General features: G+C 65.7%; 25 protein-coding genes. 11 read left to right on the top strand and 14 right to left on the bottom strand.

Features of this window, described 5'->3' with window-relative positions:
• Window position 1: 1 nt before the first annotated feature.
• From C7446_RS08455 to C7446_RS08430, 6 genes are all read right to left on the bottom strand, one after another.
• Window positions 2-943: an ABC transporter permease gene (locus C7446_RS08455; protein ID WP_121172642.1), complete on the bottom strand. Its 942-nt coding sequence runs from the start codon at window positions 941-943 to the stop codon at window positions 2-4.
• 18 nt (window positions 944-961) lie between these two features.
• The gene (gene oppB / locus C7446_RS08450; RefSeq protein WP_121172641.1) at window positions 962-1888 is read right to left on the bottom strand and encodes an oligopeptide ABC transporter permease OppB; all 927 of its coding nucleotides are present in this window, start codon (window positions 1886-1888) and stop codon (window positions 962-964) included.
• Window positions 1889-1939: 51 nt separating this feature from the next.
• Window positions 1940-3550, bottom strand: a complete 1611-nt coding sequence (locus tag C7446_RS08445; RefSeq protein WP_121172640.1) for a peptide ABC transporter substrate-binding protein — start codon at window positions 3548-3550, stop codon at window positions 1940-1942.
• A 49-nt stretch (window positions 3551-3599) separates the two neighbouring features.
• Window positions 3600-5204 (bottom strand): peptide ABC transporter substrate-binding protein, encoded by a 1605-nt coding sequence (locus C7446_RS08440; RefSeq protein WP_121172639.1) that lies wholly within the window; start codon window positions 5202-5204, stop codon window positions 3600-3602.
• Between the two features lie 125 nt (window positions 5205-5329).
• The gene (locus tag C7446_RS08435; RefSeq protein WP_121172638.1) at window positions 5330-6931 is read right to left on the bottom strand and encodes a peptide ABC transporter substrate-binding protein; all 1602 of its coding nucleotides are present in this window, start codon (window positions 6929-6931) and stop codon (window positions 5330-5332) included.
• A gap of 141 nt (window positions 6932-7072) precedes the next feature.
• Window positions 7073-8668 (bottom strand): peptide ABC transporter substrate-binding protein, encoded by a 1596-nt coding sequence (locus tag C7446_RS08430; protein WP_245977774.1) that lies wholly within the window; start codon window positions 8666-8668, stop codon window positions 7073-7075.
• 140 nt (window positions 8669-8808) lie between these two features.
• On the opposite strand from C7446_RS08430, the gene prfB reads away from it, so the two are divergent.
• From prfB to C7446_RS08395, 7 genes are all read left to right on the top strand, one after another.
• A protein-coding gene (gene prfB / locus C7446_RS08425; RefSeq protein ID WP_121172637.1) for a peptide chain release factor 2 occupies window positions 8809-9907 on the top strand; the annotation gives its coding sequence in 2 pieces (ribosomal slippage) (window positions 8809-8883 and window positions 8885-9907; 1098 coding nt in all).
• Window positions 9908-10105: 198 nt separating this feature from the next.
• Window positions 10106-11620, top strand: coding sequence for a lysine--tRNA ligase (gene lysS, locus C7446_RS08420; protein WP_121172636.1), 1515 nt, complete (start codon window positions 10106-10108; stop codon window positions 11618-11620).
• A gap of 96 nt (window positions 11621-11716) precedes the next feature.
• Window positions 11717-12103: a hypothetical protein gene (locus C7446_RS08415; protein WP_121172635.1), complete on the top strand. Its 387-nt coding sequence runs from the start codon at window positions 11717-11719 to the stop codon at window positions 12101-12103.
• Between the two features lie 35 nt (window positions 12104-12138).
• Window positions 12139-13551: an MFS transporter gene (locus C7446_RS08410; protein ID WP_121172634.1), complete on the top strand. Its 1413-nt coding sequence runs from the start codon at window positions 12139-12141 to the stop codon at window positions 13549-13551.
• 79 nt (window positions 13552-13630) lie between these two features.
• Complete coding sequence (locus tag C7446_RS08405; protein ID WP_121172633.1) at window positions 13631-13945, top strand: BolA family protein; 315 nt, start codon at window positions 13631-13633, stop codon at window positions 13943-13945.
• A gap of 23 nt (window positions 13946-13968) precedes the next feature.
• Window positions 13969-14877, top strand: coding sequence for a hypothetical protein (locus C7446_RS08400; protein WP_121172632.1), 909 nt, complete (start codon window positions 13969-13971; stop codon window positions 14875-14877).
• Window positions 14874-15347 (top strand): GNAT family N-acetyltransferase, encoded by a 474-nt coding sequence (locus tag C7446_RS08395; RefSeq protein WP_121172631.1) that lies wholly within the window; start codon window positions 14874-14876, stop codon window positions 15345-15347. Before C7446_RS08400 ends, C7446_RS08395 begins: the two co-directional genes overlap by 4 nt.
• Here the strand turns inward: C7446_RS08395 and zapB are convergent.
• Together zapB and rsmD are read right to left on the bottom strand one after the other, a co-directional pair.
• Window positions 15332-15526, bottom strand: a complete 195-nt coding sequence (gene zapB, locus C7446_RS08390; protein WP_121172630.1) for a cell division protein ZapB — start codon at window positions 15524-15526, stop codon at window positions 15332-15334. The genes C7446_RS08395 and zapB overlap by 16 nt on opposite strands.
• Before the next feature lie 138 nt (window positions 15527-15664).
• Entirely contained in the window at window positions 15665-16291 is a 627-nt protein-coding gene (rsmD, locus tag C7446_RS08385) for a 16S rRNA (guanine(966)-N(2))-methyltransferase RsmD (protein ID WP_121172629.1), read from the bottom strand.
• 171 nt (window positions 16292-16462) lie between these two features.
• On the opposite strand from rsmD, the gene ftsY reads away from it, so the two are divergent.
• The 4 genes from ftsY (at window position 16463) to rpoH (ending at window position 20677) form a co-directional block, all read left to right on the top strand.
• Window positions 16463-17962: a signal recognition particle-docking protein FtsY gene (gene ftsY, locus C7446_RS08380; RefSeq protein WP_121172628.1), complete on the top strand. Its 1500-nt coding sequence runs from the start codon at window positions 16463-16465 to the stop codon at window positions 17960-17962.
• A gap of 64 nt (window positions 17963-18026) precedes the next feature.
• A complete protein-coding gene (ftsE, locus tag C7446_RS08375; protein WP_121172720.1) occupies window positions 18027-18695 on the top strand; it encodes a cell division ATP-binding protein FtsE in 669 nt (222 codons plus the stop codon).
• Window positions 18692-19657 carry a permease-like cell division protein FtsX gene (gene ftsX / locus C7446_RS08370; RefSeq protein ID WP_121172627.1) on the top strand — a complete coding sequence of 322 codons (966 nt, stop codon included), beginning with the start codon at window positions 18692-18694 and terminating at the stop codon, window positions 19655-19657. The genes ftsE and ftsX overlap by 4 nt, the downstream gene beginning before the upstream one ends.
• Window positions 19658-19798: 141 nt before the next feature.
• Window positions 19799-20677, top strand: coding sequence for an RNA polymerase sigma factor RpoH (gene rpoH / locus C7446_RS08365; protein WP_121172626.1), 879 nt, complete (start codon window positions 19799-19801; stop codon window positions 20675-20677).
• Window positions 20678-20767: 90 nt separating this feature from the next.
• Here rpoH and slmA read toward each other — a convergent pair whose 3' ends face one another.
• From slmA to gpmA, 6 genes are all read right to left on the bottom strand, one after another.
• A complete protein-coding gene (gene slmA, locus C7446_RS08360) occupies window positions 20768-21388 on the bottom strand; it encodes a nucleoid occlusion factor SlmA (RefSeq protein WP_121172625.1) in 621 nt (206 codons plus the stop codon).
• 102 nt (window positions 21389-21490) lie between these two features.
• A complete protein-coding gene (gene argB, locus C7446_RS08355; RefSeq protein WP_121172624.1) occupies window positions 21491-22441 on the bottom strand; it encodes an acetylglutamate kinase in 951 nt (316 codons plus the stop codon).
• A gap of 98 nt (window positions 22442-22539) precedes the next feature.
• Window positions 22540-23946, bottom strand: coding sequence for a phosphomannomutase/phosphoglucomutase (locus C7446_RS08350; protein WP_121172719.1), 1407 nt, complete (start codon window positions 23944-23946; stop codon window positions 22540-22542).
• Between the two features lie 42 nt (window positions 23947-23988).
• Complete coding sequence (gene dut, locus C7446_RS08345; RefSeq protein ID WP_121172623.1) at window positions 23989-24462, bottom strand: dUTP diphosphatase; 474 nt, start codon at window positions 24460-24462, stop codon at window positions 23989-23991.
• A 46-nt stretch (window positions 24463-24508) separates the two neighbouring features.
• Window positions 24509-25840 (bottom strand): bifunctional phosphopantothenoylcysteine decarboxylase/phosphopantothenate synthase, encoded by a 1332-nt coding sequence (locus C7446_RS08340; protein ID WP_121172622.1) that lies wholly within the window; start codon window positions 25838-25840, stop codon window positions 24509-24511.
• 87 nt (window positions 25841-25927) lie between these two features.
• Complete coding sequence (gene gpmA / locus C7446_RS08335) at window positions 25928-26620, bottom strand: 2,3-diphosphoglycerate-dependent phosphoglycerate mutase (protein ID WP_121172621.1); 693 nt, start codon at window positions 26618-26620, stop codon at window positions 25928-25930.
• Between the last annotated feature and the right edge of the window lie 20 nt (window positions 26621-26640).

The following is a 26640-nucleotide window of genomic DNA, read 5'->3' as shown; positions in this document are numbered from 1 at the left end:
CCTAGCGCGTCCGCGGATCGAGGGCGTCACGCAGCCCATCGCCGAGGAAGTTGAGACAGAAGAGGGTGAGGGCGAGGCATACCGCCGGCACCAGCAGCATCCAGGGCGCACTCTGCATCTGATCGGTGCCTTCGCTGATCAGCACGCCCCAGCTGGTCAGCGGTTCCTGCACGCCGAGACCGAGGAAGGAGAGGAAACTCTCCAGCAGGATCACCTTGGGCACGGTCAGCGTGACGTAGATGATCACCGGGCCGAGGGTGTTGGGAATCAGGTGGCGGGTGATGATGCGGCTGTCCTTCACGCCCAGCGCGTGGGCGGCCTCGATGAACTCGCGCCGCTTGAGCGCCAGCGTCTGGCCGCGCACGATGCGCGCCATGTCGAGCCACTCCACGGCCCCGATGGCGGCATAGATCAGGAAGATATTGCGACCGAATACCACCATCAGCAGGATCACCAGGAACATGAATGGCAGCGAGTACATGATGTCGACAAACCGCATCATCAGATTGTCGGTGCGCCCGCCGACATACCCTGAGATGGCGCCATAGAGCACGCCGATCACCAGGCTGACCACGGTCGCGACCAGTGCCACCGACAGCGATACGCGGCCGCCATAGAGCGTACGGGTGAGCAGATCGCGGCCGTTGGCATCGGTGCCGAGCAGGTGCATGCCTTCCAGCGTCGGTGGCACGCCGAAGGCATTCCAGTCGACGTCAGCCAGCCCCCACGGGGAGAGCCAGGGGCCGGCCACGCAGGCGATGGTGATCACGACCAGCAGCCCGAGGCTGAACATGGCCGCGTGGTTCTGCCTCAGCCGGCGCCAGGCTTCGCGACCCAGGCTCTCGCCGGGCCCCGGATCGGGTTCCGGGGGCGGGTTGGGATTGCCGGCCGGCCGGTCGTGGCGGTCTTCGAAACCGTCATGGGTAGAAGTGTGACTGGTCATGAGCAGAGGGTCCGAAGGTCAGTCGTCATAGCGGATTTGCGGGTCGAGCGCGGAGTAGAGCAGGTCGACCACCAGATTCATCAGCACGATCAGCACGCCATAGAACACGACCGTGCCCATCACCAGGGTGTAGTCGCGATTGAGCGCGCCCTGCACGAAGTAGCGGCCGATGCCGGGCAGCCCGAAGATCTGTTCGATCACCACCGAGCCGGTGATGATGCCGGCGATCGCCGGGCCGAGATAGGAGATGACCGGCAGCATCGACGGGCGCAGGGCGTGACGCCAGATCACCTGGCGCTCGGAGAGCCCCTTGGCACGGGCGGTACGAATGAAGTGGCTGCCGAGGGTCTCGATCATCGAGGCCCGCATCATGCGCGCGATATAGGCAATCTGCTGGATCGCCAGCGCGATCACCGGCAGCACCAGGTTGGGCAGTGCGCCGCCATTCCAGCCGCCTGCCGGCAGCCAGGCGAGCAGTACGCCGAAAACCAGTGCCAGAATCGGCGCGATCACGAAGTTGGGAACGGCAATGCCGCCCAGCGCGATGCCCATCACCATGTAGTCGACGGTGGAGTTGCGCCGGAGTGCGGCGATCACCCCCAGCGGCAGGCCGATGATCAGCGCCAGCCCGATGGCCAGCCCGCCGAGTTCGAGGCTGACCGGAAACCCCTGCAGGATCAGCTGGGTGACCGAGAAATCCTTGTACTTGAACGACGGACCGAAATCGCCCTGCAGCAGATTGCCCATGTAGCGCAGATACTGCATCGGCAGCGGTTCATCGAGGTGGTAGGCCGCACGCAGGTTGTTTTCGATCTCGGGCGGCAGCTGGCGTTCGCCGTCGAAAGGCCCGCCGGGGGCCACGCGCATCAGGAAGAACGATACGGTGATGACGATCAGCAGGGTCGGGATCGCCATGGCCAGCCGTTTGGCGGTATAGGTCAGCATGCGTGGTGCTCTCTTTGCGATGGTGCAGCAGTCGGGGTCATGGAGGCGGGCTCACTGGCCGGTGCCGGATCGGAAGCGGATCCAGCGGCTCGGATGGATATCCAGCGGGTTCTCCTGCCAGCCGGTCAGGCGGGGCGATACCATGACGGCCCTGACATAAAAATACAGTGGCAGCAGGGCCGCGTCATCGAGCAGCCGCTGCTCGGCATCGGCCATGAGCCGGGCCCGCTTGCCGGGATCGAGCGTTTCGCCGGCCTCGGCCATCAGCCGGTCATAGGCCGGATGGTGATAGCCGGAATGGTTGTTGGGCACGCCGCTTCGGAACAGATCGAGGAAGTTGCTGGCATCGTTGTAGTCGGCAACCCAGGGCGCCATGCCGATCTGGAAGTCTCCCTGACGCAGTTTGGCGTAGTAGACCGCGGCATCGCTGTTGATGAGCGTGACGTCCACCCCGAGCGGTTGCCACATGGCGGCCAGTGCCACCGGAATGCGCCGGGTTTCCGGGTTGGTGATGTAGTCGATGGTCAGCTTCAGGGGATGCGCCGGGCTGTAGCCGGCGTCCTGCATCAGCTGCCGGGCGCGGGCCATCCGCTCTTCCAGGGGGCTGTCGGCAAAGTCGAAGCGGGGGCCGTCGTAATGATCGATGGCGTCCGGGACGAGCGACCAGGCGGGGGGTTGATCGAGCCGGGTGATCCTTTCGGTGATGATGCGCCGCCGGGTGGCCAGATTGAGCGCTTCGCGGATGCGGCGGTCGGTGAGCACGCTGCCCTCGCGTTGATTGAAGGCGAAGTAGAAGGTGCCGAGCATCGGGCTGACATGCAGCGCCCGGGGCATGCTCCGTCTTGCCCAGTCGAGCCGGTCGGTGGGCACGGAGTCGATCATGTCCATCTCGCCGGTGCGAAAGCGGTTGAGCGCGGCCCGGGCGTCGTCGATCGGATAGTACGTCACTGCCTGCAGGGAGACGCCGGCGGCATCATGGAAATCGGCATTGCGCCGGGCCGTGATGTGGCCGTGCGAGACCCACTCGGTGAGCTCGAAGGCGCCGTTGGAGACCATGTTGCCCGGCTGGGTCCAGCGGCTGCCATGGGCACGAATGGCCTGCTCGGGTACCGGGAAGGTCGAGGGATGCGCCAGCAGCTCGGGAAAGTAGCCGGTCGGTCGCGTCAGAGTGACCGTCAGCGTGTGCTCGTCGACGGCCTGCACGCCGAGCGTCTCCGCCGCCTGCTCGCCGTGATTGATGGCGCGTGCGTTGGCGACCGGGAACAGCAGGTAGGCGTAGGCGGCGCCCAGTTCGGGGGAGAGCAGGCGCCGCCAGGCGTAGACGAAATCTCCGGCCGTGACCGGCGTGCCATCCGACCAGCGGGCATTCTCCCGCAGATGGAAGGTATAGGTCAGCCCGTCAGCCGAGACGTCCCAGCGCTGCGCCACGCCCGGGATGAGCTCTCCGGCGGCATCGCGTGCCAGCAGTCCCTCGAACAGATCACCGGTGATGTTGGATTCCCAGCTCCCGGTGCCGAGCTGCGGGTCCAGAGACGAGGGCTCCGCCCCGTTGGCCCGATGCAGCACGGCGGCTTCATCGGGTTCGCCAGCACCGGCCGGGAGCGGCCCCGTGGCGAGCAGGGCGCACAGGGCGCCCACCCCCATCAGCGTTGTCAGTCTCATGTCATTGTCCCGTGATGGCTCCTGGCCTGAGGCCGGGCCATGATTGTTGTTAGGGCTGTCCGGCGTCCGCGTCTTCCCGGAAACGCAACCAGCGTGCCAGATGACGGTTGATGGCGTTGTCCTGCCAGCCTTCGAGCTGCGGGTTGACCAGGTTGCGCGACGCGTCGGAGTAGATCGGGGCCATGGCGTAGTCGCTCATGGCCACCTGTTCGGCCTGCGCCAGCAGGGTCTGGCGTCGCTCGGTCGAGGTTTCTTCGGCGGCCTGCTGCATCAGCCGGTCGAAGCGTGGGTTGTGATACCCCCCGTAATTCTTCGGATTGCCGCTTTGCAGGATGCCGAGAAAGTTGCTGGCATCGTCGAAGTCGGCCACCCAGCTGGCCCGGCCGACATCGAAATCCCCCTGGGCAAGGCTCGAGTAGTGCACGCTGGATTCGGCGTTGATCAGCTCGACATTGATGCCGAGCGGGCGCCACATGGCTGCGGCGGCCACCGCAATGCGGCGATGATCATCGCGCGAGTTGTAGCGCAGGCGCAGCTCGAGGGGATGGTCGGGGCCGTAGCCGGCCTCGTCGAGCAGCTCGCGTGCCCGGGCCAGGCGCTGCGCCATCGGCTGATCGAGCCCGGGCATCGCTTCGGGCCGGTAGTGACTGATGCCTTCGGGGACCAGTGAGGTGGTGGGCTCGACCGCGCCCTCGAGAATCTGCCCGGTGATCACCCGGCGGCGCAGGGCGAGATTGAGGGCTTCGCGCACCCGGGGATCCGCGGTGGGGTGCCCCTGGCGTGAATTCAGCGCGTAATAGTAGGTCGCCAGCTGGTTGCGCAGATGCACGGCATCGCCCAGATGCTCCTGCAGCCACTGGTAACGCTGCGGATCGAAGTCGCGCATGATATCGAGCTCGCCGGCACGAAAGCGCGACAGCCCGGCCTGCAGATCCTCGGCGGGGTAGTAGTTGACCCCGTCGAGGGCGACACTGTCGGCATCGTGAAAGTGCGGGTTGCGCACCGCGGCGATATGATCGTGCGAGCGCCAGCTTTCGGGAGTGAAGGCTCCGTTGGTGGCGATGTGATCGATCCGGTTCCAGTGGCTGCCGTATCGGTCAATCAGATGGGCCGGCACCGGCGAGGTGACGATGTGGGCGAGCAGCGAGGGCAGCCAGGGGGTGTTGTCGTCGAGCTCGATGACCAGCGTATGCGGATCGGGTGCGGTGACCCCCAGCGAGTCGACCGGCGCCTCGCCGCGGCTGATGGCTTCGGCGTTGTGCAGCGGGTAGAGCAGGCTGGCATAGACCGAGGCGGTCGCCGGGTCGAGCACGCGGCGAAAGGCCACCACGAAATCCCGCGCCGTGACCGGCGCGCCATCGGACCAGCGGGCATCGTCGCGCAGCTGAAAGGTCCAGCGACGCCCGTCCGGGGAAGTCTCCCAGCGGGTCGCCACCCCCGGCAGGTAATCACCGCCCGGGCCCAGCGTGATCAGGCCCTCGTAGAGATCGCCGAGCACGGTGTTCTCGAAGACCGTACCGTTGACCCGGGCCGGGTCGAGCGAGGCCGGCTCGCCCTGGGTGCCGATGTCCAGCGTCGCCGCCTGCCCGGTCAGACTGGTGACAGTCAGCCATGCGGCGGTGGTGGCGATTGCCGCCAGTCGATGTTTCACCATGATGTTCCTCTTCCCCTGGTCTGCCGTGAAGCCACTGGCGCCATGCTCTCATCCGTCCGGTACAGGCGTCGCCGGTAGCGGGAGAGTCCGTGTGAATGACCCACCGGGGTGGGTCACGGGGAAGGTTACGGCGAGAACTTCACCCAGCGGGAGGGGTGGTTGTCCTCGATGTTGTCCTGCCAGCCCTCGAGCTGCGGATTGACCAGGTTGCGTGACACGTAATAGAGCAGCGGAATCAGCGCATGATCGTTCATGGCCACGCCTTCGGCCTGTTCCATGAGCTGTTCACGCTTGTCGCTGTCCAGGGTGACGTTGGCCTCGTCCAGCAGCTGATCGAACTGCTCGTTGTGCCAGGCACCGTAGTTGTTGCCTACCCCGGTATGCAGCAGGGTCAGGAAGTTCTCGGCATCGTTGTAGTCGGCGATCCAGCCGGCCCGGGCGACGTCGAAGTCTCCTTCCTGCAGGGCCTGGTAGTGCACCGTGACCTCGGCGTTGGTCATCTCGACCTGCACCCCGAGTGGCCGCCACATCGCCGCCACGGCGATGGCAATCTTCTTGTGCTCGTCGCTGGTGTTGTAGCGCAGGGTCAGCCTGAGCGGATGATCCGGGCCGTAACCGGCGTCCTGCATCAGCTGTCTGGCCCGGGTCATGCGCTCTTCCATGGTCATGTCCTTCAGGACCATGGGCTGGGCGGTGTAGTGGGAAACGCCCGGTGGCACCAGTGCATAGGCGGGCTGAAAGGTGTCCTGCATGATCTGTTCGGAGAGCACGTTGCGCCGGATCGCCAGATTGAGTGCCTCGCGCACCCGCGGGTCGGCGGTGGGGCGGCCCTCGCGGCTGTTGAGCACGTAGTAGTACGAGCCCAGATAGGTATCCATGTGCGTGGCATCGGGCAGATGCTGCTTCAGCCACTCGTAGCGATCGGAGGTGTAGTTGCGCAGGATGTCGAGCTCGCCGGCACGAAAACGCTGGATACCGGCATTGGCGTCTTCGGTGGGGTAGTAGTTGATCCTGTCCAGCGCGACATTCTTCGCATCATGAAACCGGGGGTTCTTCACCGCCGAGATGTGATCGTGGGAGACCCAGCTGGTCGGCTTGAAGGCGCCATCGGTGACGATGTGCTCCATCCGTGTCCATTGGTCGCCGTACTTTTCGACCACGTGCTCGGGGATCGGCAGCGATGTGTAATGCGTCAGGATCTTGATGAAGTAGGGGGTCGGCCGGGCCAGCGTGACCCGGAAGGTGTGGCCGTCATCCAGGGATTCGACGCCCAGCGCATCCAGCGGCTTTTCGCCGGTATTGACCGCCCTGGCATTCTTCACCGGATAGAGCATGTAGGCGTACTTGGAAGCACTCTTCGGGTCGAGCTGATGTTTCCAGCCGAACACGAAATCCTCGGCGGTGACCGGGTGGCCGTCCGACCATTGGGCGTCATCGCGCAGATGGAAGGTCCAGGTCAGGCCGTCATCCGAGACTTCCCAGCTCTTCGCGATCCCCGGGATGTGCTCGCCCGCGGCGTCTTCGACGATCAGCCCGGCATAGAGGTCCATGAAGACATCGGACTCCCATACGCCCCCCGAGGCCCTGGCCGGATCGAGCGAGGCGGGTTCACCGGTGATGCCGATGTTCAGGGTGCGGGAAGGCTCGGCGGCGCAGGCCTGCCACGGGGTCAGCAGTACGGCCAGGGTCAGCGCGACGGCGCCGGAGAGAAGGCGGGGATGATGCATGGTGAATCCTGATCTCTGTGTTGTTATTGCCGCTCGTGGCGGCGCATTGTCGGGTCGGCAGATCATACCGTTGCCACCGACCTTATCCCTGCTTGAAGACGCTGTCCACGATAATCGCCCGGGGCCGCGGGTCTGCGGTGCTCATTGCGGCAGTGACAGCCAGCGCGAGGGGTGCATGTCCAGCGCGTTGTCCTGCCAGCCCTCGATTGCCGGGTTGACCAGATTGCGCGAGGCGTAGATGTAGATCGGCGCCAGCGGATAGTCCGCCAGCCCCACGCGCTCGGCCTGTTCGAGCAGTGCCCGGCGCTGTTCGCGATCCTGTTCGCGATCGGAGCGCGCCATCAGCCGGCTGTACTCGTCACTGTGCCAGGCGCCGTAGTTGTTGGTCTCCGCCGACAGCAGCTGCAGGAAGTTCTGGGCATCGTCGTAGCTGGAGATCCAGGCGGCGCGGGCAACCTGGAAATCGCCCTGCATCAGGTCGGCGTAGTGCACGTTGGCCTCGGAGGAGCGCTGGGTAATCTCGACCCCCAGTGGCTTCCACATGGCCGCCACGGCCACGGCGATGCGCTGATGCTCGGTGCCGGCGTTGTAGCGCAGGGTCAGTTCAAGCGGGTGCTCCGGTCCGTAGCCGGCCTGCTGCAGCAGTTGCCGTGCCTTCTGCATGCGCGCCGGCATCGGCTCATCCAGCCCCGGCTGGGGCTGCGGCGTATAGTGACTGACGCCGCCGGGGACCAGCGCCCGGGAGGGCTCGACCGCACCATCGAGCAGCTTGTCGGCAATCACCTCGCGATTGATGGCCAGGCTCAGTGCCCGGCGTACCCGGCGATCGGCGGTCGGGGTGCCTTTTCGGGTATTGAACACGTAGTAGTAGCTGCCCAGCGAGGGCGCGACGTGTACGGCCTCGGGCAGATTGTCCTTCAGCCACTGATAGCGGGCCGCCGGAAAGTCGCGCACCACATCCACTTCGCCAGCGCGAAAGCGGGTAATGGCAGCGCTCTTGTCTTCCAGCGGATAGAAGTCGACGCCATCGAGACTGACCTGCTCGGCGGCATGAAACCGCGGGTTTTTCACCGTCTCCAGCTCGGTGTTGGAGACCCACTTCACCGGCTTGAAGGGGCCATTGGTGACGATATGATCGATATCGCTCCAGGCCTTGCCGTACTGCGCCATCACGTGTTTCGGCAACGGGTAGCCGAAGGGCAGCACCAGCGTCTTCAGGAAATAGGCCGTGGGTTCGTTCAGGTGAATGACCAGCGTATGACCATCGTTGCGGCTCTCCACCCCCAGCGAGTCAACCGGTTTGTCGCCGCGGGTGATCGCTTCTGCATTGACGATGGGATAGAGCCGATGGGCGTAGTTCGAGGCCGTCTGCGGATTGGCGTGATAGCGCAGCGCCCGGACGAAATCCTCGGCGGTGACCGGCTCGCCATCCGACCACTGCGCATCGTCGCGCAGTTCAAAGGTCCAGGTGGTGCCGTCATCGGCAAGCTGCCAGCTTTCGGCGACGCCGGGAATGATCCGGCCACCGGCATCGATACTGATCAGTCCCTCGTAGATGTCACGCAGCACATCTTCTTCCCAGACACCGCCGGTGATCCGACCCGGATCGAGCGAGGCCGGATCGCTGCTGATGCCGACCTTGAGAGTGGCTGCCGCGGCGGCCTCGATGGCCACGGGGGCGAGACTCAGGGCGCCCAGCAGGGCTGCGGTTGCCATCATCGGATACAGTCGTGTCATTGTTGTCTTCCTTGCGCTGTCTGGCGTTCGGTGACGCCGGTGGATGACGGCCATGCCACCGGTTGGCTACAATAAGTGCCCCTTTTGACCCATGAATCCGGCGGGGCGGGTCGTACCGGCCCCGCAAGAGCGAGTCCAGCATGCAGGAAATTACACCGATCAATCAGCAGATCAAGGACCTGTCCGAACGGACAGAAGTCCTGAGGGGGTATCTTTGACTATGCCGAGAAGAAGGATCGGCTGGAAGAGGTAACCCGCGAACTGGAAAACCCCGAGATCTGGAACGACCCGGATCACGCCCAGAAGCTCGGTCGCGAGCGCGCCCAGCTCGAGGAGCTCGTCACGACCCTCGATCGTCTCTCCAGCGGGGTCTCCGACAACGCCGATCTGCTGGAGCTGGCGGTCAGCGAGCAGGATGACGACACCGTCGACATGATCCGCAGCGATCTCGCGCGCTACGAGAGCGAGCTTTCCAGACTCGAGTTCCGGCGGATGTTCTCCGGCGAAATGGACGCCAACAACGCCTATCTCGATATCCAGGCCGGCTCCGGCGGCACCGAGGCCCAGGACTGGGCCAACATGCTGCTGCGCATGTATCTGCGCTGGATCGAGCATCACGGCTTTACCGCCGACCTGCTGGAAGTCAGTGCCGGTGATGTGGCCGGCATCAAGTCCGCCACCGTGCATGTGCAGGGCGAGTACGCCTTCGGCTGGCTGCGCACCGAGACCGGCGTGCACCGGCTGGTACGCAAGAGCCCGTTCGACTCCGGTGGCCGGCGGCACACCTCCTTTGCGTCAGTGTTCCTCTCGCCGGAGATCGACGACAGCTTCGAGGTCGAGATCAACTCCTCGGACCTGCGCGTCGACACCTATCGCTCCAGCGGGGCCGGTGGTCAGCACGTCAACACCACCGATTCGGCAGTGCGCATCACCCACGAGCCGACCGGCGTGGTGGTGTCGTGCCAGAGCCAGCGCAGCCAGCATGCCAACCGCGATTTCGCCATGAAGCAGCTGCGTGCCAAGCTCTGGGAAATCGAGATGCAAAAGCGCAATGCCGAGAAACAGAAGGCCGAGGATGCCAAGTCGGACATCGGCTGGGGCAGCCAGATCCGCTCCTACGTGCTCGATGACCAGCGCATCAAGGATCTGCGCACCGGCGTCCAGAGCAGCAGCTGCGAGAAGGTGCTGGACGGCGAGCTGGATGCGTTCATCGAGGCGAGCCTCAAGCAGGGACTCTGAGCATCCTGCGCAGCGGGGCAGGGTGACGGTGCCGCATGTTCGTCAGCCTTTCGCTGCCCCGGCTCCCCGTGCCGGGGCGGCGTCGCGCCCGGTCCCGCCATCGCGCGTGACGCACCCCGGCGGCAGGCGCCCCTTTTACCGCAATCGTGCAGGCCGCGACGCCTGCCTTCGATCGATCATATTCCGATAGGCAAAGCAATGGCGAATCAGGATCAGCAGGACACTTCACGCGACGACAATCAGCTGATCAGTGAGCGCCGGACCAAGCTGGCGGCGCATCGGGAGCGGGCGGCCGCCGGCGGCGCGAGTGCCTTCCCCAACGACCAGCGCCGCGACAGCCTGGCTGCCACGCTGCAGGCCGAGCTGGGCGAGCATGACAAGCCGACCCTCGAGCAGCTCGATCGCCATGCGGCGGTGGCCGGGCGCATCATGCGCAAGCGTGGCCCCTTCATCGTCATCCAGGATGGTTCCGGCCAGATCCAGCTCTATGTCGACAAGAAGGGGCTGCCGGCGGAGCTGCTCGAGGAGATCGGCAGCTGGGACATCGGCGATATCGTCTTCGGCCGGGGGCCGGTGCACAAGTCCGGCAAGGGCGATCTCTACGTCATGATGAAAGAGGCGCGGCTGCTGACCAAGAGCCTGCGGCCGCTGCCCGACAAGTTTCACGGCCTGACCGATCAGGAGGCGCGCTATCGCCAGCGCTATGTCGATCTGATCATGAATCCGGAGGTGCGCGAAACCTTCCGCATCCGGGCTGCGGTGATCAGCGCCATTCGCCGCTACTTCACCGAGCATGACTTCATGGAAGTCGAGACGCCGATGCTGCAGCCGATTCCCGGCGGGGCCACGGCGCGCCCGTTCGTGACGCATCACAATGCGCTGGATATGGACATGTACCTGCGCATTGCCCCCGAGCTCTATCTCAAGCGGCTGGTGGTGGGCGGTTTCGAGCGGGTCTTCGAGATCAACCGCAACTTTCGCAACGAGGGGCTGTCGACGCGTCACAACCCCGAGTTCACCATGCTCGAGTTCTACTGGGCCTATGCGGATTACCATGACCTGATCGATCTGACCGAGGCGCTGGTGCGCTTTGTCGCCGAGCAGGCGCTGGGGACCACCACGGTGCACTATCAGGGCGCGGACTATGATCTCTCCCGGCCGTTCGAGCGCCTGACCATGCGGGAAGCCATCCTGCGCCATGGCGAGGGCATCGAGGCTGCCGAACTCGACAGCTTCGAGGCCGCCTGCGGGGTCGCCGAGCGGCTGGGGCTCGAGGTCGGCACCGGCTGGGGGCTCGGCAAGCTGCAGACCGAGATCTTCGAGACGGTTGCCGAGCATCGGCTCGATGCGCCGACCTTCATCACCGAATATCCGGCCGAGGTCAGTCCGCTGGCACGGCGCAACGATACCGATCCGTTCGTGACCGATCGCTTCGAGTTCTTCATCAACGGGCGCGAGATCGCCAACGGCTTCTCCGAGCTCAACGACCCCGAGGACCAGGCCGAACGCTTTGCCGCCCAGGTGGCGGAGAAGGAGGCCGGCGATCTCGAGGCAATGTACTACGATGCGGACTATATCCGCGCCCTGGAGTACGGCCTGCCGCCGACCGCCGGGGAGGGGATCGGCATCGACCGGCTGGTCATGCTGCTCACCAATGCGCCCTCGATCCGCGATGTGCTGCTGTTCCCCGCGATGCGGCCGCAGGCCGGCTAGCAGGATGCGGGGCTGGCCGCGACGGCGGGAAGCGCCCATACTGTCGGCCGTCTGTCCCGCTGTTGGCGGTTACCTTCCCGCTCGAGGAGTCACGTGATGCAACTGGTCAACCGTTCGGCGCTCAGCGTGCGCCCCACCCGGGCCTTTGTCGACTGGATCAATTCGCTGGAGGCTACCGAAGGCGACGATGATCTGACGCTGGCCGATGTGGAGCAGGAGAGCACGGTCTATCTGATTCCCGAGATGGATTCGCTCGAGGCACTGCAGGCCTATGTACGGGAGCGCTATCTCGATATTCTCGAAAACGAGCTGCAGGCTTGGGAAGAGGACCGTCGCTACTGGCCGGAGCCGCTCGACGAAGCCATGTTCGAGCGCTTTCTGAGCATCGAGTACAGCTACATGACGCTGGATCTGGGCGACGATGACGCGCTGGACAGCGTCGAGCTCGATGACGATCTGCTGCTGGACAACGACGAGGCCTGAACGGGCCTGCCATTTCATCAGCCGGGAGCATTTTCTTGAAGGCACTGCTGTCATGGCGCGAGGGGGATGACGGCCTGCCGCCGAGGCAGCGCATCCTGGCGATGGCGGTGCTGATGTCGGGCTCGCTGATGGCGGTGCTCAACATCAACCTGATCAACATTGCCCTGCCGACCATGGCCCGCGATCTCGGCGTGCCGTCCTCGGTCTCGGTCTGGATCATCAATGTCTACCAGCTGATGGCGGCAGCGGCGATCCTGACCTTCGCCGCGCTGGGCTATCGGATCGGCCGCTACCGGCTCTATATCGCCGGCATGGCGGTATTCACGCTGAGTTCGATCGGCTGCGCGCTGGCGCCCAGCCTGCCGGTGCTGGTCGGCTTCCGGGTGATCCAGGGGCTCGGCGCCGCCGCCATGATGAGCATCGGTCCTTCGCTCTATCGGGTCATCTTTCCCTCCCGGCTGCTGGGGCAGGCGATGGGGCTGACCGCGATGACGGTCTCGATCGGCGTGGCCGGTGGGCCGGCGCTGGGGGGGGCGATTCTGGCGGTGGCCGACTGGCCCTGGCTGTTCTGGATCAATCTGCCGATGGGGGCGTTCGCGCTCTGCCTGGCGGTGCGGGCACTGCCCTTCGAGCAGGGCAGGCGCTTTCCCTTCGATGTGCTCGGCGCGGTCCTGTCGGCCGTGGCGCTGGGAAGCTTCGTGATCATGGTGGACGGCTTCTCGCGCGGCCCGGCAGCCGGGCAAACGCTGGCGCTGCTGAGCTTGAGTCTGGCGGCGGCGGTCGCCTTCGTGGTGCGTCAGCGTCGCGTGGCCCATCCGCTGCTGCCGCTGACGATCTTTACCGAACCCCGGTTTTCCGCGGCGGCCCTGACGTCGCTGTTGGCCTTCATCGCCCAGAGCATGGCCTTCATCAGCCTGCCGTTCCTGTTTCAGAACGTGCAGGGATATACCCCGCTGGCCTCGGCGCTGCTGTTCACGCCCTGGCCGCTGGGCACCATGCTCGGCGCGCCGCTGGGCGGGCGGCTGGCGGACCGCTGTTCGCCTCCGCTGATCGCGGCCTGTGGCATGGGGGTGCTGATCGTCGGCATGATGCTGCTGGCGCTGCTCGACGGGGAGGCCGCCGTGTTCGACATCCTCTGGCGCAGCGGTGTATGCGGCATCGGCTTCGGTTTCTATCAGGCCCCCAACAATCGCGAGCTCATGGGCAGCCTGCCGCGTGAGCGCAGTGGCAGTGCCGCCGGGGTCATGGCCAGCGTGCGCACCTTCGGTCAGTCGCTGGGGGCTGCCTTGGTCGCACTGGTGCTTTCTGGAATAATGTTCGCAGAACCGGCCGATGCGATGCCGGTCGGCCTGGCCCTCTGGGGCGGCGCCTTGGCCGGAGCCATGGCCTGCGGACTGTGTGTGCTGCGCACACTCCACTACCGGCGAACGCAAGCCGTATTCGACTGATGTCAGGATGCAGCCGAGGGCGTGTGCTCTCTCGTCTGCCTCTCTGCTCCAGGCCCATGTCCTGCACAGGAGGTGAACAATGAGTATGCAGACCCGAATCGAAGAGAAGCTGCAGCAGGCCTTTGCACCCCGGTGGCTCAGCGTCGAGAACGAGAGTTACATGCATAATGTGCCCCCGGATGCCGAGACCCACTTCAAGGTCACCATGGTCAGCGAGAAGTTCGAGGGGCTGATGCCGGTCAAGCGCCATCAGCAGATCTACTGTGAACTGGCCGATGAGATGGCGGGACCGGTCCACGCCCTGGCGCTGCACCTCTATACCCCGGCCCAGTGGGAAGCGCGCGGCAATACCCGGCCGGATTCGCCCGACTGCCGCGGCGGCGGCGGACGCTGAACGCGTCGCCCGGAGTCGCCATCATGGGTCAGCCGGCACAGGTGTCCGAGCGCGAACGTCTGCAGTATCTCGAGGCCATGGGGATCACCCCGCACGTGGCCCGTTTCCGGCTGCCCAATGCCGCACCCACCCCGGCCTGCGACTGGCCGGAAGAAGCGCCTGCCGAAGAGGCGGAAGCGGATCACGGCACCCGCCTGCACGCCCTGATCGACGATGCCCGTGACACCGCCGGGACCGAGGCGGCCAGCCCGCCGCCCCGGGCCACCGGCGCACCGCGCTCGGCGCGGGCGCTGCTGGAAGAGAGCCCGGCAGCACCATCGGCCGATGCCGCAACGCCGGTGCCGAGTGAGCCCGCAACGCCGGTCGCCGAAGACGAGCGTCCGGCGCCGGCAGAGCCGGCTGCGGTCGGGGAGGCCACATCGGCGTCAGCCGACGCCGAGCCGTTGCGCTTTACCCTGCAGGTGGCCGCGCTCGATGGCCGCTGGCTGATCATGCTTTCCCAGACCGAGGCGCCCTCGTCGGATCAGTGCCGGCTGCTGGGCAATATCTTTCATGCGGCCGGGGTACGCCCCGAACATCCCCTTGACTTTCAGCTGTTCCAGTGGCCGATGATGGAGGGTCTGCCGGTCGAGGATCCGCTGACCGAGGCGCGCGAAGGGCTGCGCGCCTTCATCGCCGGTCGTCGCAGCCGGGGCTGGCTCATCGAGCGGGTATTGCTGTTTGGCACGCCGCCGGCGCTATCCCGGGCACTGCAGCTGGGCGATGAGCAGGCGGCACTGCTGGACGTCCCCTACTGGCAGGGGCCCGATCCGGCGTCGCTGGAGGATGCCCGGGTGCGTCGTGCCCTCTGGCAGCAGATGCAGCCCTGGTCACGGTGGTGGCAGGAGGGCGGTGAGACAGCGTCCGGGACTGCCCCGGAGAGCGGGACATGATGCCGGTGGCGCTCGGTCCGGCGCAGGCCGCGACGATGGCGGCGCTGGATCGGCGGATACGCGAGGATGCCTGGTCGGCGACGGTCTATCAGACCCTGGCGTCACGGCCGCAAACCGAGCTCTGGGGAATGGAGCACGAGAGTGGCGAACTGGTCGCCATGATGGTGCTGGCCTTCGGCCCCTGGGATGCCGAGCTGGAGCTGATCGGCGTGGCGACCGAGTGGCAGGGGCGCGGGCTGGGCGGTCAACTGCTGACGCTGGCGCGGCAGCGGTTGCAGCAAAGCCGGCGCGAGCGGCTGCTGCTCGAGGTGCGCAGCAACAATCGAACGGCGCGTATGCTGTATGAACGGCATGGCTTTCGGGTGGATGGATGCCGCCGGGCCTATTACGAGCCATCCGTACCCGGCGGCAGGCGCGAGGATGCACTGCTGATGTCGCTGACCCTCGCGGCGTCCTACTCGCTGCTCTGATCGTCCAGTTCGCGGAAACGGGACAGGATGCTGTTGACGCGGCCTTCCCACTGCTGCTGCTGCTGCTTGAGCTGCTCGTTTTCCTGGCGCAGCTCGTCGAGCTCCATGCGCTGCATTTCGATCGTTTCCAGAGCATTGTGGACCCGCTGCTCAAGCTGATCGAAAAGTTCGGTACTCATGCTGATCCGTCTCCTGATACGCCCTGATCGTTTTGTAAGGTCGGCCGCCTGCGCGGCGCTCCGGAGCCAGCCTACGCGCCCAGTGCGGCGCGGGCAAGCCCGCAGTGGCGGCCTCGGCACCCCGCGGGCCGGGCGTTGTCAGCAGCGCTGATAGAGGCGCGCCAGGCTGTCGCCGGCTTTGGTCTGACGATGCAGCTGCCAGTTGCCGGGCAGCACGGGGTCGGTACCGGCCTCGGTCTCGATATAGATCCGCGCGCCCGGGGTCAGCCAGCCGCCGGCCTCGAGCCGGGCGCAGTCCGCCTCGACCAGTGCCTGCCGGAAGGGGGGATCGAGCATGACCAGATCGAATGGCGCTTCGGGTGGCCGCGCCAGAAAGGTGGTCACCGGTTCTTCGGCCACGCGGTGATCGGGCAGCGGACGTTGATCGGGCAGGGGGGCGGCAAACAGGGTGGCGAGATTGTCCCGCAGCTGAATGACGGCAGCCCGGTCGTGCTCGACGAAGCAGGCTGCCCCCGCGCCACGCGAGAGCGCTTCCAGCCCGAGTGCCCCGGTACCGGCATAGAGATCGAGGACCCGGGTGGTGCCGGGCAGTGGAGTCAGCCAGTTGAACAGGGTCTCCCTGACCCGGTCGGGGGTCGGACGCAGTCCCGGACGATCGGGAATCGGCAGGCGACGGCGGCGAAAGTCGCCACCGATCAGACGCAGCGTGCCGCGTTTGCGGGCTACGCCGTGTGATGCCGGCCGACGTGAAGTTCTGCGTGCCATGCGGGGCTCCGGAATCGTGCTGAGGGCGGCACGATTGTACCCGCACCCCGACGGTAGTGGTAGGATGAGGACCCGGTTATCGGCGTTGTCCCGGCACTGCCCGAGCGGCCTGTGCAGCGGGTGGTGACGCTATCCTCCCTTTTTCGATTTCATTCTTACGGTAGAGCGTTCATGTTCGGTTTTCTGAAACGCAGGAAGCACAACCAGCCATCCGAGCAAGAGGAGCGGGAGTCGCAAAAGCCGGCTTCCGAACAGCCCGAGCAGCGTGAAGCGCCGGGCGAGCCTGCCGCGGAGCGACAGGAAACGCCCCCGGAACAGCAGCAGACCGCAGCGGCAGACACGGTTGAAAACGCGCCCGTGGCCGAGCCCGAACAGGCGGAAGAATCCCGGGAGAAAGAGTCCCGGGAACAAGAGCCGCAGGAGCAAGAGTCACCGCGGCAGGTGAATGACGGGCAAAAGCAGCCCCCGGACGAGCAGGCGTTGTCCACCGAGGCCCGGGAGCAGCATGCTGCCACCCCCGAGCCGCGGGAGGCCGCGCCCGAGCCGGCCCCGGGGCTGGCCCCCGCGCCCGAGGACATGGCGGCCTCGGAGGATGTCGGCGTGGCCAGTACCGCCGATGCGCCGTCCTCGACGGCCGAGCCGGCGCTGCGCCCGGGTGAGCGCCGTCCCGGCAAACCGTCGAGCAATGAGATCGAGGTCGGCCCCGAGACGGCCGATGAGTCGCAGGAGGCGCCACGCAAGCAGGGCTGGCTCAGGCGCATGCGTCAGGGGCTGGGCAAGACCCGCGCCAATCTGACCGACAATCTCTCGACGCTGCTGCTGGGCCACAAGGAGATCGATGACGATCTGCTCGAGGAGCTCGAGACCCAGCTGTTGCTGGCCGATGTCGGCGTCGAGGCCACCACCGAGATCATGACCAACCTCGAGGCGCGCATCTCGCGGCGCGAGCTGAAGAATGTCGAAGCCCTCTATGAGGCGCTGCAGGAAGAGCTGTCGAACATGCTCGAGCCGGTGGCGAAGACCCTGAAGCTGCCGCCGAAGGGTGAAGGGCCGTTCGTGATCCTGATGGTCGGCGTCAACGGCGTGGGCAAGACCACCACCATCGGCAAGCTCACCCAGCGTTTCCAGCGTCAGGGTCGCAGCGTGATGCTGGCGGCCGGCGATACCTTCCGTGCGGCTGCGGTCGAGCAGCTCAAGGTCTGGGGCGAGCGCAACGAGGTGCCGGTGGTGGCCCAGCATACCGGTGCCGACAGCGCCTCGGTGATCTACGATGCGCTCTCCTCGGCGAAGGCGCGGGGCATTGATGTACTGATTGCCGACACCGCCGGGCGGCTGCAGAACAAGGGGCCGCTGATGGAGGAGCTCAAGAAGGTACAGCGGGTGATGTCCCGGCTCGATGAGCAGGCGCCGCACGAGGTGATGCTGGTGCTCGATGCCGGCACCGGGCAAAACGCCATCAGCCAGGCCCAGACCTTCCACGAAGCGGTGCCGATCAGCGGCATTACCCTCACCAAGCTGGATGGTACCGCCAAGGGCGGCATCATCTTTGCCGTGGCCAAGCAGCTGGGCATTCCCATTCGCTATATCGGCGTGGGCGAAACGCTGGACGATCTGCGCCCGTTCGAGGCCCGGGATTTCGTCGGCGCACTGTTTTCCCGCGAGCGCGAGTAGCGCGATCGCACGTGCAGCAGGGCGGATTCGGTGACGCGGTGAGAGGGTGGAGCACAACATGGCCATGATTGCCTTCGAGCACGTGGGCAAGCGGTATGGCGGGCGTTTCGAGGCGCTGGCCGATCTCAACTTCACCATCGAGCGTGGCGAGATGGTCTTTCTGACCGGGCACTCCGGTGCCGGCAAGAGTTCGGTGCTGCGTCTGCTGACCTGTCTGGAACGGCCCACCCGCGGCAAACTGTCGGTCGGTGGCCACGATCTGGGGCGTCTGCCGGTATCGCAGATTCCCTACTACCGGCGCCAGATCGGCGTGGTCTACCAGGACCATCAGCTGCTGTTCGATCGCAGTGTCTTCGACAATGTTGCCCTGCCTCTGACCATTCGGGGCGTGATGCCCGAGGATGCGCGGCGCCGGGTACGGGCCGCACTCGACAAGATCGGTCTGCTGCATCGCGAGAACGCGCTGCCGATCGAGCTCTCCGGCGGTGAACAGCAGCGGGTGGGCATTGCCCGGGCAGTGGTCAACAAGCCGGCCCTGCTGATGGCCGATGAGCCCACCGGCAATCTCGATCCCCAGCTCTCCGCGGATATCATGCGACTGTTCGAGGACTTCAACCGCATCGGCACCACGGTGCTGATTGCCAGCCACGACCTGGCCCTGATCGCGCGCCTGCGTCATCGTGTGCTGCGGCTGCGCGAGGGGCGGCTGATCGGCGATGAGGAGGCGGCATGAATCTGCCATCGCGCCGGGGGGCCCGCCGTCATCAGCTGGGTGTCGAGAGCCGTGCGCGTGCCTGGCGTCGCCATCATCTCCGGATGGCGGTCGACAGCGCCCGTCGGCTGCGTGAGCGGCCGCTGGCCAGTCTGATGACCATGCTGGCGATTGCGGTGGCGCTGATGCTGCCGGCCATCCTGTGGCTGGTTTTGAGCAGCGCTTCACTGCTTGATCGCAATCTCGACGACAGCGCGCAGATGACCCTCTATCTCTCGCCGCAGCTCTCCGAATCCCGGGCCATGGAGATTGCCGATCGGGTAGGGGGGATGGCGGGCGTTGATGCCACTCGCCTGATTACCGCCGCAGCCGGCCTGCAGGAGTTTCAGCAGCGCCTGGGCACCGGCGATACGCTGGCGCTGCTGGATGACAATCCGCTGCCGGCTACTGTCGTGGTGCAGCCGAGCTCCCGCAATCCGGAACAGGTGCAGGCACTCGCCGAGCAGCTCGACGGACTCGAGGGCGTTGAGCGTGCACGGCTGGACATGGCGTGGCTCGAACGGCTGCGGCAGCTGGCCGAACTGGGTCAGCGGCTGGTCATCGCGCTGGGGGTGCTGTTTGCCTGCGGAGTGCTGCTGGTGGTGGGCAACACGGTGCGCCTGGCCGTGGAGAGCCGGCGCCGGGAAATCGAGGTGGTGACCCTGGTGGGGGCCACGCATGCCTTCGTCCGTCGTCCCTTCCTCTACAGCGGCGCCTGGTATGGCCTGGGCGGGGGGCTCATGGCGCTGGTGCTGCTGTTTGCCGGCCGCCAGTGGCTGTCGGCGCCGATCGATGCGCTGGCCCGGAGCTTCGGCACCCACTATACCCTGCCGGCGCTGGGCCTCGGGGGGTCGGCATTTTTACTATGCTGTGGCACACTGCTAGGCTTGATGGGTGCATGGTTGGCAGTAGATCGCCATCTGGCGGGGATCCGGCCCCGCTGATCCGATTAATCAGTACTCGACCCGTCTTGTCAGTATCATGTGGTGACCGCTGCCGCGGAACCGGGCAGGGCGGCGGTGGTCCAAGGAAGTAATCAGGTAGCGTTTTCAGGGTCGGGTCAAGGGAGACAACACAGGGTATCCATGACTACCAGTACCAACCTTCAGCCTATTGGTCAGCTTTCGCCGGGGCATGACCTCAACGGCTATATCCAGGCGATCAATGGCATCCCCGTGCTCTCCGCCGAGGAGGAGCACGAACTGGCCGTGAAACTGCATGATCACGGCGATCTCGAGGCAGCACGACAGCTGGTCATGTCGCACCTGCGCTTCGTGGTGCACATCGCGCGCAGCTACTCCGGCTACGGTCTGCAGCAGGCCGATCTGATCCAGGAAGGCAACGTCGGCCTGATGAAGGCGGTCAAGCGCTTCGATCCGGCACAGAACGTGCGTCTGGTATCGTTCGCCGTGCACTGGATCAAGGCCGAGATTCACGAATTCGTGCTGCGCAACTGGCGGATCGTCAAGGTGGCGACCACCAAGGCACAGCGCAAGCTGTTCTTCAACCTGCGCAGTGCCAAGAAGCGGCTGTCGTGGCTCAACAACGACGAGGTGGAGGCCATCGCTTCCGATCTCGACGTCAAGCCGTCGGTAGTGCGTGAGATGGAGAGCCGGCTGTCGGCCTATGATGCCGGTTTCGATGCCACGCCCGGCGATGACGACGAGCAGAGCTATCAGTCGCCGTCGCAGTATCTCGAGGATTCGCGCTTCGATCCCGCCCGTTCGCTCGAGGACAGCGACTGGGAAGCCGATTCGATGCGGCGTCTGCAGGAGGGCCTGATGCAGCTGGACGAGCGCTCGCGTGATATTCTGCAGCGGCGCTGGCTGTCGGAAAACAAGTCGACGCTGCATGAGCTTGCCGATGTCTACGGTGTCTCCGCCGAGCGCATCCGGCAGCTGGAAAAGAACGCCATGAAGAAGCTCAAGCAGGCCATGGGCGAGGAAATGCACGACTTCGCCTGAGGCAGCCATCGACTGCCGGCGGCTTCTGCCAGTGACAGGGCCCGCTCCAGAAGGAGCGGGCCCTGTTGCGTTACGGCACGAGACCCCGAATCATTCGGCGGAGGGCGAGGCGGAGCAGTCCGATAGCAGGTTGCGTGCCAGCAGCTGCCACTGGTCCTGCCAGTGCTCGGTGGGCCGGCGCTGGTAGTCGCTGCGGACATACTGGGTAATCCGCCCTTCAGCCGTGGCCATCATCAGATTGGCGGTGGCGGTGATGGTTATCACCGGCTGAAATTTTTCGCGCGCCTGGCCTTCACGCAGCACCTGCTTGAGCTGAGTCTCCAGCCGGTCGAACAGCTGGGCGACACGCGCGCGCAGCCGGGCATTTTCACCGGTCAGGGCGTCGCCGGTCATCAGTCGGCACAGGCCGGGGTTCTTTTCGGCAAATCCCAGCAGCAGCACGAGCACCAGCCGGCAGCGGCTTTCCGGCTCCTGCTCCTCCTCCATGACCCGCTGGACCCGTTCGAACAGCGACTGCTCGATGAACTCGATCAGGGCCTCGAACATCTTGGCCTTGCTGGGAAAGTGCCGATAGAGCGCAGCCTCCGACACACCGACCTGACGGGCCAGTGCTGCCGTGGTGATCCGGCGGCCGCGGTCCTCCTCGAGCATGTGTGCCAGCGCCTGCAGAATCTGGTCGCGGCGCGTCGGACGTGGATTGGCCTGGGTCATGATGGGGCATTCTTCTCCGGTTGGCGTTGAGCGAAGCCCAGCCGTTTATTGTCGGGATACTGCTGCAGCCGGGCATCGGGGATGCACTCATCCGGCTCTGGTTCAGGCGGTGATGCCGGCGCTGTCCGACGCGTCCTCATCGCGCGTGGGGACCTCCCGGGTATCGGTAATCAGGGTGCCGACCCCGGCATTGGTAAAGATCTCCAGCAGCGTGGCATGGGGCACCCGGCCATCGACGATATGCGCGCTTGCCGCGCCGTTTCTGACCGCTTCCAGCGCACAGCGAATCTTGGGCAGCATGCCGCCATGGATGACGCCGATCTCGATCAGGCGGTCCACCTCGGCGGTGGAGAGGCCGGTAACGATCTCGCCGTGCTCGTTCATCAGTCCGGCCACATTGGTCAGCAGCATCAGCTTTTCGGCGTTCAGGGCCTCGGCAACACGTCCGGCGACCAGATCGGCATTGATGTTGTAGGCGTGTCCCGCCTCGTCAACGCCGATCGGGGCAATCACCGGAATGTAGTCGGCGTGCGAGAGCATCTCGATCAGGTCGGTGGAGATGTACTCGACCTCGCCGACATGACCGATATCGATGATCTCGGGGGCGGTCATCTCCGGCGTCTGGCGGGTGACCTTCAGCTGCCGGGCGCGGATCTGACCGTTGTCCTTGCCGGTCAGGCCGATGGCCTTGCCGCCGGCGCGGTTGATCAGATTGACGATGCTCTTGTTGACCAGCCCGCCGAGTACCATTTCGACCACGTCCATGGTCTGGGCATCGGTGACCCGCATGCCGTCAACGAACCGGGACTCGATCGACAGCCGCTCGAGCAGTTCACCGATCTGCGGCCCGCCGCCATGGACCACGATCGGATTGAGACCGACCTCCTTGAGCAGCACGATGTCGCGGGCAAAGGAGTCGATCAGGGCGTCTTCGGTCATGGCGTTGCCGCCATACTTGACCACCACGGTCTTGCCCGAGAAACGCTGGATGTAGGGCAGCGCCTCGGCAAGGATTTCCACGACCTGGCGGGGATCGCGTTCGGACTGGGTCATCAGGTTCGGGTCCTTGTCATGCAACGGGGCGTCATGAAACACCCCATCTGGCACAGTGTGTCGGCGTTGTCGGCCCGGAGGGCGCGCACGCATTCGGTTCAGAAACCGGGTTCGGTTTCGGGGGCCACCGAGCCGAGCGCCTCGCGGAAGCGGCGCCGGACACGCTCGAGCGCCTCCGGTGTCCTGCCCTCGAAACGGAATACCAGCATGGGTGTGGTGTTGGAGGCACGACACAGCCCCCAGCTGTCGGGGTAGTCGACGCGAATGCCATCCAGCGTGGTCTTGGTGGCGTGATCGCCGAAGTCCGTGTCGCGCGCCAGTCGCCTGACGATATCGAACTTGCTGTCATCCGTCACCCGCACGTTGATCTCGGCCGTGCCGTGATCCTGTGGAAAGCGGGCGAAATAGTCATCGGCACTGCCGCTCTGATGCGCGAGAATCTCCAGCAGTCGGGCAGCGGCGTAAAGCCCGTCATCGAAGCCGTACCAGCGTTCGCCGAAGAAGATGTGCCCGCTCATCTCGCCGGCCAGCTGGGCACCGGTCTCCTTCATGCGCGCCTTGATCAGCGAGTGTCCGGTACGCCACATCTCGGGGATGCCGCCACGTGCCTCGATGATATCGGTCAGGTTGCCGGTGCACTTGATGTCGAAGATGACGCGCGCACCGGGCTGGCGCTCGAGCAGATCCTCGGCAAAGGCCATCAGCAGGCGGTCGGGGTAGATGATCTCGCCGGCCGGTGTGACGACGCCGACGCGATCGCCGTCACCGTCGAAGGCCAGGCCGATATCGGCGCCGGTCTCGCGCACTTTCGCGATCAGGTCTTCGAGGTTTTCGAACTTGCCGGGATCGGGATGATGATTGGGAAAGCGGCCGTCGATCTCGTCGAACAGCGGGATCGTCTCCACGCCCAAGCGTCGGATCAGTTCGGGGCCCAGTTCACCGGTGACCCCGTTGCCGCAGTCGACCACGGCCTTCAGTGGCCGCTCGAGCTGTACATCTCCGAGGATGCGCTCGAGATAGGCCGGGCGGATGTCGTGCGCCCGGTAGCTGCCGCTGCCCGTGCGCAGATCATCCTCACGGATGCGGCGATGGAGATCGGCAATCTCCTCGTTGGCCAGCGTTACACCGTCCAGCACGACCTTGAAGCCGTTGTAGTCCGGCGGATTGTGGCTGCCGGTAATGGCTACCCCGGAGCGGGTCTCCGCAAGCGTTGCCGCGGCAAGGTAGACCACCGGGGTGGGGACCATGCCGAGATCGATGACATCGCAGCCTGCGGCGCGCACCCCGTCGATCAGGGCCGTGGCGAGCCGCGGTCCGGAGAGCCGGCCGTCGCGTCCGATGGCAAGGCCGGATTCGCCCCGGGCCAGCGCGGCGCTGCCGATCGCTCGGCCGATCAGCTGTACGTTCTGCTCGGTCAGCTGCTCATCGACCACCCCGCGAATGTCGTAGGCCCGGAAAATCGAAGCGGCCACCGGAAGCCCGGCAGCGCCCTGCGTTGAACTCATGATGATCACCCCGTGGTGATGAAATGGATGGCCTGCGGTGGTTCAGTGGCGCCCGGAGTGACCGAAGCCGCCGCTGCCGCGCTGCTGGGAGACTTCATCATGGCCGGTGAAGTCTTCCACGATCGCCAGTTCGGCCTGCATCACCGGCACCAGTACATACTGGGCGATACGCTCGTACGGCTCGAGCGTGACCGGTTCGCGGCCACGATTCCAGACCGAGATCATCAGTTCGCCCTGGTAGTCGGCATCAATCAGCCCGACCAGATTGCCCAGCACGATGCCGTGCTTGTGACCCAGCCCGGAGCGGGGCAGGATCAGCCCGGCGTAGGCACGGTCGCGGATGTGTACCGCCAGCCCGGTGCGCACCAGCTCGCAGTCGCCGGGGGCAAGATGCAGCGGCTCATCGAGCAGGGCGCGCAGGTCCATGCCGGCACTGCCGGCAGTGGCATAGTGCGGCAGCGGGTACTCGCGCACTCGCTCATCAAGGATTTTCACTTCCAGTCGTGGACCGGTCATGCCTGCTCCAGTATTCGAGAATTTCCTGAATGGTCTGACTGCTGGGCTAGCGCGGCTGACGTGCGCGATAGCGGTCGTGGGCGTAGCGCAGCAGGGCTTCGGCGAGTGCCCGCTTGTGGCGGGTGGGCAGCACGTGACTGGCCAGTTGCTCCGGGTCTGCATCACTGCGGTGATAGAGCGTCAGGGCGTTGTCCTCGGCGCCGAAGCCCACCCCCGGGGCGGTCACGTCATTGGCGGCGATCATGTCCAGTCCCTTGCGGCGCAGCTTGTCGCCGGCATACTGCGCCAGTTCCCGGGTCTCCGCGGCAAAGCCGAGGGTCCATGGCGGCGACCGGCGGGCGGCGACGGTGGCGATGATATCGGGATTTTCGATCAGGTTCAGCGTCAGTTCGCCATGATCCGACTGTTTCTTGAGCTTGTGGTCACTGATCCGGGCCAGCCGGTAGTCCGCCACGGCAGCACAGCCGATGAACCAGTCGCAGTGCGGGGCCACACGCTCGGCCGCCGCCAGCATGTCCAGTGCACTGATCACGTCGATGCGCTCCACCCCCACCGGTGTTGCCAGCGAGACCGGACCGCTGATCAGGGTCACCCTTGCCCCCAGCGCCACGGCGGCTTCGGCCAGGGCAAAGCCCATCCGCCCGGAGCTGTGGTTGGAGAGATAGCGTACCGGGTCGATGGCCTCCCGGGTCGGGCCGGCGGTAATGGCGACATGCAGGCCGGAGAGCAGCGCCGAGGTGCCCGGGGCGGCCTGCGGATCGGGCGCCGGCGCAGTGTCGTCGTGTGCCGGCGGAGCATCCACCGGGAGTGCCCCCGGCAGGTCGGGGGAGGCATCGAGGGCCTGTTCCAGCTCGGCCACGATCCGCTCGGGTTCGAGCATGCGGCCGCTGCCGACATCGCCACAGGCCTGATCGCCGCTGTCGGGGCCGATGGCATGCCAGCCGAGGGAGGCCAGCCGCTGACTGTTGGCGCGGGTCGCCGGATGATGCCACATCGCCTGGTTCATCGCCGGGGCATAGTGGCAGCGGGCTTCGGTGGCCAGACACAGGGTGGTCAACAGATCATCGGCGTGGCCGTGCGCCAGGCGCGCCATGATGTCGGCCGTGGCCGGCGCAATCAGGATATGCTCGGCCCACTTTGCCAGCTCGATATGTCCCATGCCGGCCTCGGCGGCCGGGTCGAGCAGCGAGGTGCGCACCGCCTCGCCGGTCAGGGCCTGCAGGGTCAGGGGGGTAATGAAGGCCTGCGCACCTTCGGTCATTACCACGCGTACCTCGGCGCCGGCCTTTTTCAGCAGGCGGGCGAGCACGGCGGATTTGTAGGCGGCAATGCCGGCAGTGATGCCCAGCAGGATGCGCCGCCCGGCCAGTCGCGTCATGGAAGGCTCCGGCAGTGGTCAGCGGGGTCAGCTTACCATTCGGCTGACGGGGTTGCGTAGCGCCGCGGCGGGCGGCGCCGGCACGCGTCACTCCTCCAGCCGATAGTGGCGCTCGACGGCAAGCTGCTCATCCAGTTCATAGACCAGCGGCACGCCGGTTGGCAGCTCCAGCCCCGGAATGCCCTCGTCACTGATGCCGTCGAGGTACTTGATCAGGGCGCGCAGGCTGTTGCCATGCGCGGCGATGAGTACGGTGCGGCCGGCCCGCAGATCGGGCGCAATGTGATCGTGCCAGAACGGCATCACGCGCTCGAGGGTCAGCTTGAGATTCTCGCCGGCCGGCAGGATCCGGGGGTCGAGTTCGCGATAACGCGGATCGAAGCGCGGGTGCTGCTCATCGCTTTCATCAAGCAGCGGCGGCAGCACGTCGTAGCTGCGCCGCCAGCGGTGGACCTGGTCCTCACCGTACTTCTCCGCCGTGGCCTTCTTGTCGAGCCCCTGCAGCGCACCATAGTGGCGCTCGTTGAGCCGCCATGACTTGATCTCGTCGACCCAGTCCTGATCGAGTTCGCCCAGCGTATGGTGCAGGGTATGAATGGCGCGCTTGAGCACCGAGGTATAGGCCACGTCGAAGCGATAACCGGCGCGCTGCAGATGGCGCCCGGCGCTGCGTGCTTCCTCGATGCCCTGTTCGGAGAGCGGCACGTCGACCCAGCCGGTAAACAGGTTCTTTGCGTTCCACTCGCTCTGACCGTGTCGCACCATGACCAGATGAGACATGAGTTCCTCCTGCGGGGATG

This window comes from Kushneria sinocarnis (assembly GCF_003633775.1).
Lineage (GTDB): Bacteria > Pseudomonadota > Gammaproteobacteria > Pseudomonadales > Halomonadaceae > Kushneria > Kushneria sinocarnis.
Note: the sequence above shows the minus strand (reverse complement) of the source record. Positions and strands in the feature narration are given on the sequence as shown.

What these genes read in the sequence shown, in the direction of transcription:
- oppB (WP_121172641.1), bottom strand. Translation starts at nt 1,888, where the DNA reads ATGCTGACCTATACCGCCAAACGGCTGGCCATGGCGATCCCGACCCTG.
- gpmA (WP_121172621.1), bottom strand. Translation starts at nt 26,620, where the DNA reads ATGTCTCATCTGGTCATGGTGCGACACGGTCAGAGCGAGTGGAACGCA.
- zapB (WP_121172630.1), bottom strand. Translation starts at nt 15,526, where the DNA reads ATGAGTACCGAACTTTTCGATCAGCTTGAGCAGCGGGTCCACAATGCT.
- C7446_RS08415 (WP_121172635.1), top strand. Translation starts at nt 11,717, where the DNA reads ATGCAACTGGTCAACCGTTCGGCGCTCAGCGTGCGCCCCACCCGGGCC.
- slmA (WP_121172625.1), bottom strand. Translation starts at nt 21,388, where the DNA reads ATGACCCAGGCCAATCCACGTCCGACGCGCCGCGACCAGATTCTGCAG.
- rpoH (WP_121172626.1), top strand. Translation starts at nt 19,799, where the DNA reads ATGACTACCAGTACCAACCTTCAGCCTATTGGTCAGCTTTCGCCGGGG.
- C7446_RS08430 (WP_245977774.1), bottom strand. Translation starts at nt 8,668, where the DNA reads ATGACACGACTGTATCCGATGATGGCAACCGCAGCCCTGCTGGGCGCC.
- C7446_RS08405 (WP_121172633.1), top strand. Translation starts at nt 13,631, where the DNA reads ATGAGTATGCAGACCCGAATCGAAGAGAAGCTGCAGCAGGCCTTTGCA.
- C7446_RS08340 (WP_121172622.1), bottom strand. Translation starts at nt 25,840, where the DNA reads ATGACGCGACTGGCCGGGCGGCGCATCCTGCTGGGCATCACTGCCGGC.
- rsmD (WP_121172629.1), bottom strand. Translation starts at nt 16,291, where the DNA reads ATGGCACGCAGAACTTCACGTCGGCCGGCATCACACGGCGTAGCCCGC.
- C7446_RS08445 (WP_121172640.1), bottom strand. Translation starts at nt 3,550, where the DNA reads ATGAGACTGACAACGCTGATGGGGGTGGGCGCCCTGTGCGCCCTGCTC.
- C7446_RS08400 (WP_121172632.1), top strand. Translation starts at nt 13,969, where the DNA reads ATGGGTCAGCCGGCACAGGTGTCCGAGCGCGAACGTCTGCAGTATCTC.
- C7446_RS08350 (WP_121172719.1), bottom strand. Translation starts at nt 23,946, where the DNA reads ATGAGTTCAACGCAGGGCGCTGCCGGGCTTCCGGTGGCCGCTTCGATT.
- ftsY (WP_121172628.1), top strand. Translation starts at nt 16,463, where the DNA reads ATGTTCGGTTTTCTGAAACGCAGGAAGCACAACCAGCCATCCGAGCAA.
- C7446_RS08395 (WP_121172631.1), top strand. Translation starts at nt 14,874, where the DNA reads ATGATGCCGGTGGCGCTCGGTCCGGCGCAGGCCGCGACGATGGCGGCG.
- lysS (WP_121172636.1), top strand. Translation starts at nt 10,106, where the DNA reads ATGGCGAATCAGGATCAGCAGGACACTTCACGCGACGACAATCAGCTG.
- C7446_RS08455 (WP_121172642.1), bottom strand. Translation starts at nt 943, where the DNA reads ATGACCAGTCACACTTCTACCCATGACGGTTTCGAAGACCGCCACGAC.
- C7446_RS08440 (WP_121172639.1), bottom strand. Translation starts at nt 5,204, where the DNA reads ATGGTGAAACATCGACTGGCGGCAATCGCCACCACCGCCGCATGGCTG.
- dut (WP_121172623.1), bottom strand. Translation starts at nt 24,462, where the DNA reads ATGACCGGTCCACGACTGGAAGTGAAAATCCTTGATGAGCGAGTGCGC.
- C7446_RS08435 (WP_121172638.1), bottom strand. Translation starts at nt 6,931, where the DNA reads ATGCATCATCCCCGCCTTCTCTCCGGCGCCGTCGCGCTGACCCTGGCC.
- ftsX (WP_121172627.1), top strand. Translation starts at nt 18,692, where the DNA reads ATGAATCTGCCATCGCGCCGGGGGGCCCGCCGTCATCAGCTGGGTGTC.
- ftsE (WP_121172720.1), top strand. Translation starts at nt 18,027, where the DNA reads ATGATTGCCTTCGAGCACGTGGGCAAGCGGTATGGCGGGCGTTTCGAG.
- argB (WP_121172624.1), bottom strand. Translation starts at nt 22,441, where the DNA reads ATGACCCAGTCCGAACGCGATCCCCGCCAGGTCGTGGAAATCCTTGCC.